Origin of the sequence: Kitasatospora sp. NPDC059803 (assembly GCF_042732255.1) — a bacterium.
Taxonomy (GTDB): domain Bacteria; phylum Actinomycetota; class Actinomycetes; order Streptomycetales; family Streptomycetaceae; genus Kitasatospora.
In genome coordinates this window covers 28697-43894 of sequence record NZ_JBHWIJ010000003.1, presented here as the reverse complement: position 1 = coordinate 43894, position 15198 = coordinate 28697, and the positions used below count along the sequence as shown (strand labels likewise).

General features: G+C 73.7%; 14 protein-coding genes. 3 read left to right on the top strand and 11 right to left on the bottom strand.

Annotated elements, in window-relative coordinates; all coding sequences use genetic code 11:
• Positions 1–19 precede the first annotated feature (19 nt).
• From ACFV6I_RS01115 to ACFV6I_RS01090, 6 genes are all read right to left on the bottom strand, one after another.
• Positions 20–1309, bottom strand: coding sequence for a geranylgeranyl reductase family protein (locus tag ACFV6I_RS01115; protein ID WP_063351195.1), 1290 nt, complete (start codon positions 1307–1309; stop codon positions 20–22).
• 134 nt (positions 1310–1443) lie between these two features.
• Positions 1444–2139 (bottom strand): demethylmenaquinone methyltransferase, encoded by a 696-nt coding sequence (locus tag ACFV6I_RS01110; protein ID WP_063348153.1) that lies wholly within the window; start codon positions 2137–2139, stop codon positions 1444–1446.
• A gap of 248 nt (positions 2140–2387) precedes the next feature.
• Entirely contained in the window at positions 2388–2975 is a 588-nt protein-coding gene (locus ACFV6I_RS01105) for a hypothetical protein (RefSeq protein WP_380423194.1), read from the bottom strand.
• A 247-nt stretch (positions 2976–3222) separates the two neighbouring features.
• Positions 3223–3975, bottom strand: coding sequence for a hypothetical protein (locus ACFV6I_RS01100; protein WP_380423193.1), 753 nt, complete (start codon positions 3973–3975; stop codon positions 3223–3225).
• 16 nt (positions 3976–3991) lie between these two features.
• Positions 3992–5212: a cyclic dehypoxanthinyl futalosine synthase gene (mqnC, locus tag ACFV6I_RS01095; protein WP_063348156.1), complete on the bottom strand. Its 1221-nt coding sequence runs from the start codon at positions 5210–5212 to the stop codon at positions 3992–3994.
• Positions 5213–5418: 206 nt separating this feature from the next.
• Complete coding sequence (locus ACFV6I_RS01090; RefSeq protein WP_063348157.1) at positions 5419–6321, bottom strand: menaquinone biosynthetic enzyme MqnA/MqnD family protein; 903 nt, start codon at positions 6319–6321, stop codon at positions 5419–5421.
• Between the two features lie 368 nt (positions 6322–6689).
• Between ACFV6I_RS01090 and ACFV6I_RS01085 the strand changes: the two genes are divergently transcribed.
• Positions 6690–6893 carry a cold-shock protein gene (locus ACFV6I_RS01085; RefSeq protein WP_052580872.1) on the top strand — a complete coding sequence of 68 codons (204 nt, stop codon included), beginning with the start codon at positions 6690–6692 and terminating at the stop codon, positions 6891–6893.
• 266 nt (positions 6894–7159) lie between these two features.
• Here the strand turns inward: ACFV6I_RS01085 and ACFV6I_RS01080 are convergent, their stop codons facing one another.
• Positions 7160–8506 (bottom strand): dicarboxylate/amino acid:cation symporter, encoded by a 1347-nt coding sequence (locus ACFV6I_RS01080; protein ID WP_063348158.1) that lies wholly within the window; start codon positions 8504–8506, stop codon positions 7160–7162.
• Positions 8507–8929: 423 nt separating this feature from the next.
• Here ACFV6I_RS01080 and ACFV6I_RS01075 point away from each other — a divergent pair, with 423 nt between their 5' ends.
• The gene (locus ACFV6I_RS01075; RefSeq protein ID WP_380423192.1) at positions 8930–10147 is read left to right on the top strand and encodes an MFS transporter; all 1218 of its coding nucleotides are present in this window, start codon (positions 8930–8932) and stop codon (positions 10145–10147) included.
• A gap of 73 nt (positions 10148–10220) precedes the next feature.
• On the opposite strand, the gene ACFV6I_RS01070 is transcribed toward ACFV6I_RS01075, so the two are convergent.
• The 4 genes from ACFV6I_RS01070 to ACFV6I_RS01055 all read right to left on the bottom strand — a co-directional run bounded on the left by ACFV6I_RS01070 (position 10221) and on the right by ACFV6I_RS01055 (position 13842).
• A complete protein-coding gene (locus tag ACFV6I_RS01070; RefSeq protein WP_380423191.1) occupies positions 10221–11426 on the bottom strand; it encodes a LacI family DNA-binding transcriptional regulator in 1206 nt (401 codons plus the stop codon).
• 29 nt (positions 11427–11455) lie between these two features.
• Positions 11456–11800, bottom strand: a complete 345-nt coding sequence (locus tag ACFV6I_RS01065) for a DUF4229 domain-containing protein (protein WP_063348160.1) — start codon at positions 11798–11800, stop codon at positions 11456–11458.
• A 137-nt stretch (positions 11801–11937) separates the two neighbouring features.
• Positions 11938–12465 (bottom strand): GNAT family N-acetyltransferase, encoded by a 528-nt coding sequence (locus ACFV6I_RS01060; RefSeq protein WP_063348161.1) that lies wholly within the window; start codon positions 12463–12465, stop codon positions 11938–11940.
• Between the two features lie 45 nt (positions 12466–12510).
• Entirely contained in the window at positions 12511–13842 is a 1332-nt protein-coding gene (locus ACFV6I_RS01055) for an MFS transporter (protein ID WP_380423190.1), read from the bottom strand.
• A 183-nt stretch (positions 13843–14025) separates the two neighbouring features.
• On the opposite strand from ACFV6I_RS01055, the gene ACFV6I_RS01050 reads away from it, so the two are divergent.
• Positions 14026–14997 (top strand): GlxA family transcriptional regulator, encoded by a 972-nt coding sequence (locus ACFV6I_RS01050; RefSeq protein WP_380423189.1) that lies wholly within the window; start codon positions 14026–14028, stop codon positions 14995–14997.
• The last annotated feature ends 201 nt before the right edge of the window (positions 14998–15198 follow it).

Here is a 15198-nt window from a genome sequence, read left to right as displayed (position 1 = left end):
CAGGGGAAGGCCCAGGCCGCTACGCGTTGGGCGCGACCTTCGCGAGGCCGTTGATGATGCGGTCCATCGCGTCGCCGCCCTGCGGGTCGGTGAGGTTGGCGAGCATCTTGAGGGTGAAGCGCATCAGCATCGGGTGGGTGAGGCCGCGCTGGGTGGCGATCTGCATCACCTTGGGGTTGCCGATGAGCTTCACGAAGGCGCGGCCCATCGTGTAGTAGCCGCCGTAGACGTCCTTGAGGACGCGCGGGTAGCCCTGCAGAGCGCGCTCGCGCCCGGTCTCGGTGACCCGGGCGTGGGCCTGGACGATGACGCCGGCGGCGATCTGGCCGGATTCCATCGCGTAGGCGATGCCCTCGCCGTTGAACGGGTTGACCATGCCGCCCGCGTCGCCGACGAGCAGCAGGCCGCGGGTGTAGTGCGGCTGCCGGTTGAAGGCCATCGGCAGCGCGGCGCCGCGGATCGGGTCGGTCATGTTCTCGGGGGTGTAGCCCCACTCCTCCGGCATGCCGGCGCACCAGGCCTTGAGCACCTCGCGCCAGTCGAGTTCGCCGAACGCGGGCGAGGAGTTGAGGATGCCGAGGCCGACATTGGAGGTGCCGTCGCCCATACCGAAGACCCAGCCGTACCCGGGCAGCTGCTTGCGCTGGCCGCCGCGGGTGTCCCACAGCTCCAGCCAGGACTCCAGGTAGTCGTCGTCGTGGCGCGGCGAGGTGAAGTACGTCCGGTAGGCGACGCCCATCGGGCGGTCCTCGCGGCGGTGCAGGCCCATGGCGAGCGAGAGCCGGGTGGAGTTGCCGTCGGCGGCGACCACCAGCGGGGCACGGAAGGTGACCGGCCGCTTCTCGTCGCCGAGCTTGGCGGTGACGCCGACGATCCGGCCGGTGCGCTCGTCCAGGACGGGCCCGCTGACGTTGCAGCGCTCGTAGAGCCGGGCGCCGGCCTTCTCGGCCTGACGGACCAGCAGCTCGTCGAAGTCGGCGCGCTTGCGGACCAGGCCGTAGTCGGGGAAGGCGGACAGCTCGGGCCAGTCCAGCTCCAGCCGGACGCCGCCGCCGATGATGCGCAGGCCCTTGTTGTGCAGCCAGCCGTTCTCGGTGGAGACGTCGATGCCCATGTCCACCAGCTGCTTGGTGGCGCGGGGGGTGAGGCCGTCGCCGCAGACCTTCTCGCGCGGGAACGCGGTCTTCTCCAGCAGCAGCACGTCCAGCCCGGCCTGGGCGAGGTAGTACGCGGTGGTGGACCCGGCCGGACCCGCGCCGACCACGATGACGTCGGCCGTGCTCTCGACCGGGCTGTCCGGCTTCGTCAGATCGGCTGCGGTCTCGGACACGGTGGACACTCTCCTGGAGCTGCGGCTGTGGGGACGGCGGCTTTTGTCTCCGGCAGTCTAGTTCCGTCCCCGCCGCCGGAAACGACCACGCCCCCATCCCGCCGGTGCAGCGGCTACCCGAGCTTGTACGCCCGGTGCAGCGCGACGATGCCGCCGGTGAGGTTGCGCCAGGCGACCTTGGACCAGCCGCTCTCCTGCAGCCGGGCCGCCAGCTCGGGCTGGTCGGGCCAGGACCGGATGGACTCGGCGAGGTACACGTACGCGTCCGGGTTGCTGCTGACCGCGGTGGCGACCGGCGGCAGGGCGCGCATCAGGTACTCGGTGTAGACCGTCCGGAACGGCGTCCAGGTCGGGGTGGAGAACTCGCAGATCACCAGCTTGCCGCCGGGCTTGGTGACGCGCTGCATCTCGCGCAGCGCCGCGTCGGTGTCCTGGACGTTGCGCAGCGCGAAAGAGATCGTCACCGAGTCGAAGGTGCCGTCCGCGAACGGCAGCCGGGTGGCGTCGCCGGCGGTGAGCGGCAGCTCGGGGTGGCGGCGCTTGCCCTCGACGAGCATGCCGACGGAGAAGTCGCACGGGACGACCTGCGCGCCGGCCTCGGCGAAGGGCAGCGAGGAGGTGCCGGTGCCGGCTCCGAGGTCGAGCACGAGGTCCCCCGGTCCGGCGGCCACCGCCTCGGCCACCGCCCGGCGCCAGGCGCGGGCCTGGCCGAGGGACAGCACGTCGTTGGTGCGGTCGTACTTGGCCGCGACGTCGTCGAACATGGCGGCGACTTCGTGCGGCTGCTTGTCCAGAGAGGCTCGGGTCACGCCCCCATTGTTCACCCTGGCGCCGACAGCCCGACCAACGGGGCACGCCGCGGGGCGTCCGCACCCGCCACACGGGCCCCGCCGCACAGACCCGTCCACCCGGCACCCGTCGCACGGACGTCGCCGCACGCCCCCGCCGCCCAGTTCCCCCGCCCAGCTCCCCCGCCCAGCCCACCAGCGCCCCGCCCGGCCCACCGGCGCTACGCGCCCCGCCGGTGCTGCGCGCCCCACCAGTGCTACGCGCCCCGTCAGTGCTGCGCGCGCCGCCCGCCCGCGCGCCGCCGGCGCCGGGAGCGCTTGCCGTGGGTTATCGCGGGCATCCCGTCGGCCAGCGCCCCGGTCGCCAGTGCGACGGTGGTGGCCAGCCGGCCCTGCCCGGCGCGGACCGCGAGCGCCCGCCGGTGCCGCCGGATGCGCAGCACGCAGATCACGAACATCCCGACCGCGACCGGCACGCTGAACCGGGCCAGGCCGACGCCGACCGGCTGCGGGTAGGTGTCGCCGCAGATCCGCACCGCGCCCGGGTCGTCGGCGGCGTGCTCCAGGCAGATCGGGTCGCCGATCTTGGCGCCGTCGGCGAGCGGCAGCGCGGCCGCGGTGTGCGACTGGCCGGACGCCCGGTAGCTGACGGCGCTGTAGGAGCCGCCGCCGGTGGGGAGCTGGGTGACGACGCCTTCGACTCTCACGGGGTGGGCGCCGATCCGGTCGGCCTGGTCGGCCTGGCGCCAGCCGAGCAGGCACATGCCGACGGCCAGCACGGCGCTGAGCACGGCGGCGAGGTACCAACCACGGCCCATCCGCGGGGATCGCGGCGGGGGGACGGTCGCGGATCGCATGGTTCCTGTCCTGGCTTGCCTTCGGGGCCTGGGACACGGCCCCGCCACCCGCGGGCACGGGCGGTAGGTGGTGAGGGTACGGAGTGAGCTGTCCGGGATCGTATCCGCTGGCGGGCCCTCAGGTCACGGCGAAGGGGGAATCACCCCACAGGGTGGACAGTGGAGTTCGGCGGCACACGAAGGAAGTGCCGTACGCCGCAAGGAAGTCCGACTACCGGCGAGTACGTCGCCCGGTTCCCGGCCTCGTTCAGCGCCGCCGGTACACCAACCGCCCGCCCAGTACGGCGGCCAGGCAACCGCCCGGCGATGGTTGGGCGAAGCCCTCCCCAACGGCCGGGAACACCGCGAAGTCGGCCCGGCCGCCCGCCGCCACCCGGCCGTGCACGGCCGCCGCGAGCGGCAGCACCGACAGCGGGTCCAGCGGGCCGTCTCCCAGGCCCAGCAGGCAGTCCCCCGCGCCCGCCGCACCAGGGCCACCCCCCGCACCCGGGCCACTCCCCGCCTCAGGGCCACCCCCCGCGCCCGGGCCACTCCCCGCCTCAGGGCCACCCCCCGTGCCAGGGCCGCCCGGCAGCGCGACCAGCCCGGAGCGCGCCACGGCCGTGCGCACCGCGGCCCGCTCGAACGGCCCGGCCACCGCCGTCACCCCGAACCCGAGCATCCGTTGCAGCCCGCGCCGGGCGCTCGCGCCGCAGCGCCCCTCGTCGGCGGAGCCCGTCAGCCCGTCCGCGACCGGCTCGACGCCGATCTCCTCGCGCGGGTCCGGGTGGTAGGCGTGTTCCAGCAGCCGGTGCCCGTACGGGTTGCGCAGCCCCGGCGTGAGCACCGCGGCGCCCCAGTCCCGCAGTCGCGCCCCCGGGTGCGCGGCGGCCAGTTCCCGGTACGGTCCGACGGCCTCGACGCGGTCGCCGCGCACCAGCACCGCCCCGTCCGGGAGGGACGGGGCGGTGGGGTCGGCCGGGTCGGGCAGCACCAGGGCCGCCCGGTGCAGGGTCAGCACGGCGGTGCCCCGGGCCTCAGTTGTCCAGGATCTTCAGCTCGGGGTGCGCGGTGCCGCCCTCGATCGCCGTGGAGGCGATGTGCGAGGCGACCCGCGGGTCCACCGGGTCGTTGGCCGGGTCGTCCAGCACCCGCAGGTGCTCGTACGTGGTCGCGCGCTGCGCCGGGACGCGGTCGGCGGCCCGGATGAGGTGGATCAGCTCGGTGAGGTTGGAGCGGTGCTTGGCACCGGCCGCCGAGACGACGTTCTCCTCCAGCATGACCGAGCCGAGGTCGTCCGCACCGTAGTGCAGCGACAGCTGGCCGGCCTCCTTGCCGGTGGTGAGCCAGGAGCCCTGGATGTGGGCGATGTTGTCGAGGAACAGGCGGGCGATCGCGATCATCCGCAGGTACTCGAAGACGGTGGCCTGCGTCGAGCCCTTCAGGTGGTTGTTCTGCGGCTGGTAGGTGTAGGGGATGAAGGCCCGGAAGCCGCCGGTGCGGTCCTGCACGTCGCGGATCATCCGCAGGTGCTCGATCCGCTCGGCGTTGGTCTCGCCGGTGCCCATCAGCATGGTGGAGGTGGACTCCACGCCGAGGCCGTGCGCGGCCTCCATGATCTCCAGCCAGCGCTCGCCGGACTCCTTGAGCGGGGCGATCGCCTTGCGCGGCCGCGCGGGCAGCAGCTCGGCGCCGGCGCCGGCGAAGGAGTCCAGGCCGGCCCGGTGGATCCGGGTGATGGCCTCCTCGATCGAGACGCCCGAGATCCGGGCCATGTGGTCGACCTCGGAGGCGCCCAGGGAGTGGATCACCAGCTGCGGGAAGTCGGCCTTGATGGCCGAGAACGCGCGCTCGTAGTACTCCACGCCGTAGTCCGGGTGGTGGCCGCCCTGGAACATGATCTGGGTGCCGCCCAGTTCGACGGTCTCGGCGCAGCGGCGCAGGATCTCGTCGAGCTCGCGGGACCAGCCCTTGTCGCTCTTCGGCGGCACGTAGAAGGCGCAGAACTTGCACGCCGTCACGCAGACGTTGGTGTAGTTGATGTTGCGCTCGATGATGTACGTCGCGATGTGCTCGGTACCGGCGTAGCGGCGGCGGCGCACCGCGTCGGCGGCGGAGCCGAGCGCGTGCAGCGGCGCCGAGCGGTACAGCTCCAGCGCCTCCTCCGGGGTGATCCGGCCACCGCCGGCGGCCCGGTCGAGCACGGCCTGCAAATCGGTGCTGGGCGCATCGAGGGTGGTCGCTGCGAGCTCGGTCACCTGGCCGCCTTCTCTCTCTCGGATACTGCAGTTCTCGGCGCTGCCGCCCCCCGGACGACGGGCGTCCGGGTACGGCCGAACCAGCCTACGCCAGGCCTTTCGAGCGTCCGCGTCAGCCCGCTGCCCGTCGGCCCCGGAGCACCTGAGCACCTGAGCACCTGAGCACCTGAGCCGGCGCACCGGAGCACCGGAGCGCCCCGCCGCACTCAGCCGACCGGCAGCGCCGCCGGCTCCAGCAGCCGCACCGCGACGTCCGACGCGAAGCCGCTGTCGTGCGCGACCCGGCGGGCGAACTCGGCGACGCCGGCCAGCTGCCGCTCGCCGAGCGAGAAGTCGAGGGCCTCGCTGAAGTACCGCTCCAGCACGTCCGCGCCGAAGGCCTCCCAGCGGGCGGCCTGTTCGGCGACCTTGGCGGCCTCGACCAGTGAGAGGTCGCGGGACTCCAGGAAGGCCCGGTGCACGGCCGCGGTCAGTTCCGGACGGCGCTCGGCGAACTCGCGGCGCACGGCCCAGACGGCGAAGACGAACGGCAGGCCGGTCCACTCCTTCCACATCTCGCCGAGGTCGTGGACGGTCAGTCCGAGGTCGGCGGCCTGGCCGAGGTAGGCGCGCAACGCCGGGTCGCCGATCAGGACGGCGGCGTCGGCCTCGGCGAGCATCGAGCTGAGGTCGGGCGGGCAGCTGAAGTAGTCGGGGCGGACGCCCTCGCGTTCCTCCAGCAGCAGCCGGGCGAGCCGGACGGAGGTGCGGCTGGTGGAGCCGAGGGCGACGCGGCGGCCGTCCAGGTCGGCGAGCGGCACCTTGCTGACGATGAGGCAGGACATCACCGGGCCGTCGCTGCCGACCGCGATGTCGGGCAGGACCAGCAGGTCGTCGGCGTTGCGCAGGTACTCCACGCAGGTGATCGGACCGATGTCCAGCGAGCCGTCGACGAGCTGGTCGCTCAGCTTCTCCGGGGTGTCCTTGGTGAGGTCGAGGTCCAGCAGGTTGCCGGTCCTGGCGAGGCCCCAGTAGAGGGGTACGCAGTTCAGGAACTGGATGTGGCCGACGCGAGGCCTGACCGGGGTGTGTTCCTGGGGCTCCCGCGATTGTCCGTCCGGTGCTGCCACTGCGCCGCTCCCTTGTACTGTTCGTGCGCTTTCCCGCAGCGTATGCCTGCTGTTCACAAAGGCCTGCACCGGGCACCCGACACGCGCTCGCAAGGCCTGCGGGACGCGCCTGCGAGGGCCTACGACACGCGTCGTGGGGGCCGCAGTTCACCCCTGGTCGTCACAGCGACCGCATGCTAGCGTTGCCCTCAGTTGCAGTTTGATTCCCCTTGCAGTACTTGAAGCCTGCGGAGCATGTAACCGCGGGCTTTTTGTAGTTTTTCAGCAATATCGAAAAACTTCGGACTCGTCCGGAGGCAGGGCGATCAGCGCAGCGGACCGGGTGCCACACGGTGTGGCCCCGACACGTCCCTCGCAAGGAGAACGGCATGGCCACGGGAACCGTCAAGTGGTTCAACGCTGAGAAGGGCTTCGGCTTCATCGCCCAGGAGGGCGGCGGCCCCGACGTCTTCGTCCACTACTCCGCCATCAACGCGAGCGGCTTCCGCTCGCTGGAGGAGAACCAGGCGGTGAACTTTGACGTCACCCAGGGCCCGAAGGGCCCGCAGGCGGAGAACGTCACCCCCATCTGACCATCTTCTGATGTTCTGATCGCTCGGGACCCCAGCGGGTCCGTCGGCGGCTCCCGACAGCCGTCACCATGAGCACAAGAGCAACACCCAAGGGGGCCCGCCCAACCGGCGGGCCCCCTGCCTTTTCCCCTGGCCGCCGCCCCGGAGAGCAGCACACGAGCACGCGCCAGCACCCGCGCCCCCGCGCCCCAGTGGCACGCACAAGGGCCCGCTGCCGCACCGGGGAACGGTGCTGGAGCGGGCCCTTGTCGCCGAGCCGGCGGGGATCAGGCGGCCACCGGGGCCGCCTTGTCCGCCTGCGCCGGGACGACGGCCGACGGCGCGTCCTCGTACAGGTCGCCGGAGGGGCGGTTGTAGGCGGCGACGTCGAGGATCTTCTCCCGCGAGGCCACCAGGACCGGCACCAGCACCTGGCCCGCGACGTTGGTCGCGGTGCGCATCATGTCGAGGATCGGGTCGATGGCGAGCAGCAGGCCGACGCCCTCCAGGGGCAGGCCCAGGGTGGAGAGGGTGAGCGTCAGCATGATGATCGCACCGGTGAGGCCCGCGGTGGCGGCCGAGCCGACGACCGAGACGAAGGCGATCAGCAGGTAGTCCCGGATGCCGAGGTCGATGTTGTAGACCTGGGCGACGAAGATCGCGGCGATCGCCGGGTAGATCGAGGCGCAGCCGTCCATCTTGGTGGTGGCGCCGAACGGCACGGAGAAGGACGCGTACTCGCTGGGGACGCCGAGGCGCTCGGTGACGCGGCGGGTGACCGGCAGGGTGCCGACCGAGGAGCGCGAGACGAAGGCCAGCTGGATCGCGGGCCAGGCGCCCTTGAAGAAGTTGACCGGGTTCAGGCCGGCGGCGAACTTGAGCAGCAGCGAGTAGACGACGAACAGCACCAGCGCGCAGCCGACGTAGATGTCGAGGGTCAGCGTGGCGAAGGGCTTGAGCAGGTCCCAGCCGTACTTGGCGACGGACTTGCCGATCAGGCCGAGGGTGCCGAGCGGGGAGAGCCGGATGACCCACCACAGGGCGGTCTGGGTCAGCTCCAGGACGGACTCGCTGAGCTTGAGGACCGGCTCGGCCTTGCTGCCGAGCTTGATGATCGCCGCGCCGACCACGACCGCCATGAAGACGATCTGCAGGACGTTCACCTTGGCGAAGGCGTCGACGATGTTGGTCGGGAAGATCCCGGTCAGGAAGTCGATCCAGGAGCCCTTGGAGTCGAGCGCCTTGAGGCCGTCGGTCTTGAGGTTGGTGCCCTGGCCGGGGTTGGTCAGCAGGCCCAGGCCCAGGCCGACGGCCACCGCGATCAGCGAGGTGATCATGAACCAGAGCAGCGTGCGGGTCGCCAGGCGGGCCGCGTTGGTGACGTTGCGCAGGTTGGCGACGCTCACCACGATCGCGGTGAACACCAGCGGCGGGACGGCCAGCTTGAGCAGCTGGACGAAGATCTTGCCGATGGTCTCCAGGGTGGTGGCCAGCCAGGAGATGTCGGCGGCGCGGGCCAGGTAGCCCAAGCCGACGCCGAGCAGCAGGCCGCCGACGATCTGGACCCAGAACGGGGTCTTGCGGATTCTCGCGAGCACAGACGGCGACGGGGTCGCCTCGGGCGCTGTGGACATGACGGTGCGGCTCCGGGGGAGGGCGTTGCTGACGGTGGGGTGTGGCGGAGGAGGCGGCACGGCGCGCGGGCCGGGTGGGGAGGTCCCGGCCCCCGGTCAGGGGCGTGCCGCCGGGATACAGCTCGTGGCGCGACAACGGCGCGGGCTGTCCACAGCACCGGTCAGAGCGCACCGGCGGGCGGCGCCGGGCAGCGAGCCCTGGCCGTTCTTCCGCGATGCGTCTGAGGTGGTCATGGCCGACACATTAGCAGCAAAGGTTTGAGATGTTCAAAGTAGTTGTTTGAGGTTGGGGTGAGATCCGGACACGAACGAAGCTGACGCACCATCAGATCGTCCTCACCGGCCCGATTGACCGCTGAGCGGTTATACGTATAACTTTGACGGCGTCCCCGCCCTCGCCTGCCCAGACCGGAGAAGACGCCGATGGGCTACCTCGCCCTGCTCCGCGCCCCCCACGTCAGCCGCCTGCTCCTCGGCACCCTGCTCGGCCGCCTGCCCGCCGGCATGACCGCCCTGGTGATCGCCCTCGCCCTGCGCGAGGCCGGCGCGCCGTACGGGCGGATCGGACTGGCCACCGCCGCCTACGCGATCTCCGCCGCCGTCGGCGGGCCGGTGCTCGGGCGGATCGTGGACCGCACCGGGCAGCCCCGCGTCCTGCTCGCCTCCGCCGTGCTCGCCGGCGGCGGGTACGCGCTGCTCGCCCTCGCCCCCGGCTCCGGGATCGCCGCCCCGCTCGGCGCCGCGATCGCCGGGCTCGCCATGCCCCCGCTCGAACCCTGCCTGCGCTCGCTCTGGCCGGACGTGGTGGAGGAGGAGCAGCTCGACACCGCCTACGCCTTCGACTCCGCCTCCCAGCAGATCCTCTACGTGGCCGGCCCGCTGGCCGTCGCCGGGATCGCCGGCCTGTTCAGCCCGGTCGCCGCGCTCTGGATGGCCGCCGGACTGGGGCTGGCCGGCGCGCTGATCGTGGCCACCACCGCCCCGGCCCAGGCCTGGCGCGCCCCGGCCCGCGCACACTCTGCCGGGCTGCTCGGCCCGCTGCGCTCCCCCGGCCTGGTGCTGCTGCTGGTCGGACTGGCCGGGGCCGGCTGGGCCGTCGGCGCGCAGAACGTGCTGTTCATCGCCTACGCCGAGCACCACGCCGACGCCCTGCCCGGCGGCGCGGGCACCCTGCTGGCGCTGGCGGCGCTCGGCGGCCTGCTCGGCGCGCTCGCCTACGGCGCGGTGAAGTGGCGCAGCAGCACGGCCACCCGCACCTGGATCATGGCGCTCGCGATGGCCGCGTCCTACCTGCCACTGGTGCTGCTGCCCGGGCCGTACCCGATGGCCGCGCTGGCCTTCCTCTCCGGGATCGGGCTGGCGCCGCTGCTGGCGGCGGCGTTCGTGCTGGTCGCCGAGCTGGCGCCGACCGGGACGGTGACCGAGGCGTTCGCCTGGCTGGTGACGCTGTTCGCGACGGGCAACTCGCTCGGCTACGCGGTGTCCGGCAACCTGGCCGAGGACTCGCTGCGGCCGGTGGCGCTGTGCGCGGCGGGCGGGATCGCCCTCGGCGCCCTGCTGCTGTTCGGCGCCCGCCGCTGGTTCCACCCGGTGCCGCCGGCGCCGTCGGTGCAGCCGGTGCAGCCGGTGCCGGTGGGCTGAGGCCCCCCACAGACGACCGCGCCCACCGGGGTCTGGCCGGCGGGCGCGGTCTTTCGTTCTCCCCTACTACTACCTACTGCTTCGCGCCCCGCCCCGGCCCGCCGACCGCCGGCGCGGTGGAGGAGCGCAGCACCAGCGAGGTGGCCAGCGGCGGGACGGGCGCCGCCCGCTCGCCGCGCAGCAGGCCCGCCAGCGCCGCCGCGCCGACCCGGCCCAGCTCCTCGCCGGGCAGGTCGACGGTGGTCAGCGGCGGGGCCAGCAGCGCGGCCACCGCGACGTTGTCCATGCCGACCACCGACAGGTCGGCCGGCACCCTCAGCCCCAGCTCGGCGGCGGCCTGGTACACCCCGGAGGCGACCACGTCGTCGTCGCAGATCACCGCGCGCGGGCGGTCCGGGCGCTCCAGCAGGCGGTGCGCCACGCTCCGCGCGGCCGGCTGGCCCTCGTTCAGACTCACGCCCAACTCCACGACCTCCAGGTCGAGTTCGGCGGCGACCTGCTCGAACGCGGCCTGCCGCACCCGGAACGTGTACGCGGAGTGGGTGGAGCGCAGCCGCCCGATCCGGCGGTGGCCGAGCCCGGCCAGGTGCTCGACGGCGGCGCGCATCCCGCCCGCCACGTCGAGTTCGACGGTCGGCCGGGCCCGGTCGGTGCCCGGGTCGGCGTCGAGGAAGACGGCGGGAGTGTCGGCAGGCAGCTCGCCGAGCTGGCTGTCGTCCGGGGAGCAGATCAGCAGGCCGTCGAAGCGGCTGGTGGTGGCGGCCTCGGCGAGGGTGGCGCTCCCCCAGCCGGAACTGACCACGACCGCCAGGCCGTGCCGGCCGGCCTCCTCGTGGACGCCCTCCAGCACCCGGCCGAAGAACGGGCCGAGGATGTTCGGCACCGCCAGCAGGATCATCCCGCTACGGCCGAGCCGCAGCTGCCGGCCGGCCGCCTGCGGGCGGTAGCCGAGGCTGCGGGCGGCCTCCCGGACCCGCTCCCGGGTGGCGTCGGAGACCCTGCGGCCGGCCTCGGCGCCGGAGAAGACCAGTGAGACGGTGGCTTGGGAGACCCCGGCGAGCCTGGCCACGTCCCGGCCGGTGGGCCGACGCACCGGGGCCGGCCAGGTCCCGGCCTCCGCCTCGACGGGCGCCCCCTCGACGGGCGCCGCCTCGACGGACGACCCGCGCAACGCGGACGGCCCGGACGGCGGGTCGGCCGGTCCGGGCTCGGAAGCCGCAGAAGCGGAAGCGGGGTCGGGGTCGGAAGCGGAGGCGTCCGAGGCGGCGGAGTCGGGCACGGCGGCTGCGGTCGCGGGTCCGGCCGGGGTCAGCTCTGCCGGACGGCGGCCGTCCGGGCCGCCTCGTCGACGGCGTCCTCCTCGGCGTTCTGCGCGGCGATCCGCTCGGCGGTGCGGCTGCGCAGGCCGGAGACCTTGGTGGTGATCTGGGCGGACATGTCGTCGCGCTGACGGCTCAGCAGCACGTAGCTGAGCGGCGCGGACGCGATCGCGGCCAGCAGGAACAGGAAGATCACGCCGGCCTGGCCGCTGACCGGGATGATCTTGAAGTGCCCGAGCAGCAGGGCGACCAGCAGGCAGCCGAGGAAGATGCTGACCCGCAGGGAGGTGTAGCGGAGCGTGGCGTGCGACTTCTCCTGGCCGGTGCTGCTCACGGGACACATCCTTTTCACTGGTCTGGCTTTTCACTGGTCTGGGCGGGGGCCGGTCTCCCAGTGAAGCATGCCTGACGGGCGGCGAGGGGAAGGGGGCGCCCGTCCCCCGCCCGCCGCCGCCCGACCGGACCCGCCGCTCAGCGCAGGTCGAGCCAGAGGGTGATGTCGTCGCGGTCGTCCCCGGGGGCGACCCGGATCGCGGCCGGCACCCGGCCGACCTCCCGGTAGCCGCAGCGGGTGTAGAAGCGCTCCAGGCCCTGGCCGCCGCGCGCGGTCAGCCGCAGGCTCTCCAGGCCCCACTCCCGGGCTATCCGCTCGGCCTCGGCGAGCAGCCGGGCACCGTAGCCGCGGCCCTGGCAGTCGGGGTGCACCATGACCCGCTTGAGCATCCGCCAGTGCTCCATCAGGTCGAAGCGCATCGACTCGAAGAAGAGGACACCGACCAGCCGGCCGGTGTCACTCTCGTGGGCGACCAGCAGCCGGTCCGGGCCGTCCGGCTCGACCCCGGCGAACTGGTGGTCGGCGGTGTCCCAGACCTCGTCCTCCGTCACCGGCGCCACGAAGCCGACCGCGCCGCCGGCGTTGGTGACGTCGGCCCACAGTCGGACGACGGCAGTGCGCAGGTCCGGGTCGAGCTTCGGGTCCAGGGTGAAGGTGAGCGCCATGGTCGCGGAGCCTAGCCGTCCGGTCCGACAGGCCCCCGGCCCGCCCTACGAGAGGGCCGGGACGGGACGGTCCGGCCGGCTGGTGCGCAGCGCCAGGCAGAGCCCGACGGCGACCACGCACAGGGCGCCGGCGCCGTACCAGGTGAGGTCGTAGTTCCCGAGCGCGTCGCGGGCCAGGCCCGCCAGCCCGGCGACGACGGCCGCGCCGATCTGGTGGCTGGCCAGCACCCAGCCGAAGACGATCGGGGCGTCCCCGCCGAAGTGCCGGCGGCACAGCGCGACGGTCGGCGGCACGGTGGCCACCCAGTCCAGGCCGTAGAAGATGACGAAGGCCAGGATCGGCGGTTGCAGCGAGCCGGCCAGCAGCTGCGGCAGCAGGAGCAGCGAGATCCCGCGCAGCCCGTAGTAGGTGACCAGCAGGATCCGGGAGTCGACCCGGTCGGTGAGCCAGCCGCTGAAGATGGTGCCGACCACGTCGAAGACGCCGATCATGGCGAGCAGGCCGGCCGCGGTGGTCACCGGCATGCCGTGGTCGTGGGCGGCCGGGATGAAGTGGGTGCCGACCAGGCCGGCGGTGGTGGCGCCGCAGATCGCGAAGGAGCCGGACAGCAGCCAGAACGCCCGGCTCCGGGCGGCGTCCCGCAGCACCCGCAGCGAGCGGGTCAGGGCGCGGCCGTCGGCGGCGGGCGCCGGGGGCTCCTCGGTCGCCCCGTACGGGAGCAGGCCGAGGTCGGCGGGCCGCTCGCGCATCAGCAGCAGGACGGGGACGGCGACCGCGCTGGCCGCGAGCGAGACCACGATCACCGCCGAGCGCCAGCCGTGGTGCTCGACCAGCCAGGCGCCAACCGGCAGGAACACCAGGTTTCCCGCCGCCCCGGCGGCGGTCAGCACGCCGGTGACCAGGCCCTGGCGGGCCTGGAACCAGCGGCCGGTGATGGTGGTGGCGAAGGCGCCGGCCATCGAGCCGCTGCCCAGGCCCACCAGCACGCCCCAGCAGAGCACCAGTTGCCAGGGCTCGCGCATCAGCATGGTGAGCCCGGAGCCGACCGAGATGGTCAGCAGCGCGCAGACCACCACCAGGCGCACGCCGAAACGGTCCATCAGGGCGGCGGCGAAGGGGGCGGTGAGGCCGTAGAGGGTCAGGTTGACGGAGGTGGCGCTGGATATCGTCCCGAGCGACCAGCCGAACTCGTTGTGCAGGGCGTCCATCATCAGGCTGGGCGTGGACCGGAAGCCGGCCGAGCCGAGCAGGACCAGCAGCGAGACACCGGCCACCACCCAGGCGTAGTGCACCCGGAAGCGGGTCGGACGGGCGGGGCGGACGGGTCCTTCGGGGGCGGGCGCGGGGGCGGGGGCGGGGGCGTTGCGTTCGGTCACGCGGACGAGTGTCCCGAAGCGGCGCGGCCGCGGCGAGTGGCCTGAATGACAGCTTTCGCAAGAATCGGGCCACGGTCCCGGCATACCCTGGCCCGAACCGGCCGGACTGGCCCGAACCGAACCAACCGACCGACCCGACCGACCCGACCGGTCCGGGCGGCCGCACCACCGAAGGGGAACGGCATGGCCCACCTGGTCGCGGTACTCGCCCTCGACGGCGTGATCGCCTTCGAACTCGGCATCCCCGCCCGCATCTTCGGCGGCGCCAAGGACCCGGCCGGGCGGCCGCTCTACGAGGTCGCCATCTGCACGCTGGACGGCCGGCCGATCGCCACCAGCGCGGACTTCCGGATCAGCGTCGACCACGGGCCCGAACTGCTGGAGCGGGCCGACACGGTGGTGATCCCGGCCTCCGCCGACGCGAGCACGGCCACCGTCGACGCCGCCTTCACCCCCGAACTGGCCGCCGCGCTGGGCCGGATCCGGCCCGGCACCCGGCTGATGTCGATCTGCACCGGGTCCTTCCTGCTGGCCGCCGCCGGGCTGCTGGACGGCCGCCCGGCCACCACCCACTGGCGCTACACCCGGCGCTTCGCCGAGCTGTACCCGAAGGTGCGGCTGGACCCGGACGTGCTCTACACCGACGACGGCGACGTCCTCACCTCCGGCGGGGTGGCCGCCGGGGTGGACCTGTGCCTGCACGTGGTCCGCCGCGACCACGGCAGCGCGGTGGCCAACGCGGTGGCCCGCAACTGCCTGGTGCCGCCGTGGCGCGAGGGTGGCCAGAAGCAGTACGTCGAGGCCCCGAGCCCGGTGGACTCCACCGGCCAGGGCACCGCCGCCGTCCGCGCCTGGGCGCTGGAACACCTGGACCAGCCGCTGGCGCTGAGCCGGCTCGCCGACCGGGCGGGCATGAGCCTGCGGACCTTCACCCGGCGCTTCCGCGAGGAGACCGGCGCCAGCCCCGGGCAGTGGCTCACCGTGCAGCGCACCGAGCGGGCCCGGCAGCTGCTGGAGCGCACGGACCTGACGATCGACCAGGTCGCCCGGGAGTCCGGTTTCGGCACCGCCGCCTCGCTCCGGCTGCAACTGCGCGGCCGGCTGGACGTCGCCCCGAGCGCCTACCGGCGAACCTTCCGCGCCGTCCCCGGGTGACCCCGGGCGGCTTCAGGTGCCCTGGACGGCTCTCGGCCGAGTGGCCGGAAAGCGCCGCCGGACGACGGCGGATCGGACGGCGGGCGGGGGGGGGGCGCCCCCCGCCCGGGGGGGCGGCCCCCCCCACAGAGCCGGCGGCGGGGCGCGGGGACCCGGCGCCCCCCCCCCCGCCCGCCCCCGGGCCCCCCCCCCCCGCGGGGC

Bases quoted from the DNA above. Each gene is read 5' to 3' on its own strand.
- ACFV6I_RS01085 (WP_052580872.1), top strand. From the start codon at position 6,690: ATGGCCACGGGAACCGTCAAGTGGTTCAACGCTGAGAAGGGCTTCGGC.
- ACFV6I_RS01080 (WP_063348158.1), bottom strand. From the start codon at position 8,506: ATGTCCACAGCGCCCGAGGCGACCCCGTCGCCGTCTGTGCTCGCGAGA.
- ACFV6I_RS01075 (WP_380423192.1), top strand. From the start codon at position 8,930: ATGGGCTACCTCGCCCTGCTCCGCGCCCCCCACGTCAGCCGCCTGCTC.
- ACFV6I_RS01105 (WP_380423194.1), bottom strand. From the start codon at position 2,975: ATGCGATCCGCGACCGTCCCCCCGCCGCGATCCCCGCGGATGGGCCGT.
- ACFV6I_RS01050 (WP_380423189.1), top strand. From the start codon at position 14,026: ATGGCCCACCTGGTCGCGGTACTCGCCCTCGACGGCGTGATCGCCTTC.
- ACFV6I_RS01060 (WP_063348161.1), bottom strand. From the start codon at position 12,465: ATGGCGCTCACCTTCACCCTGGACCCGAAGCTCGACCCGGACCTGCGC.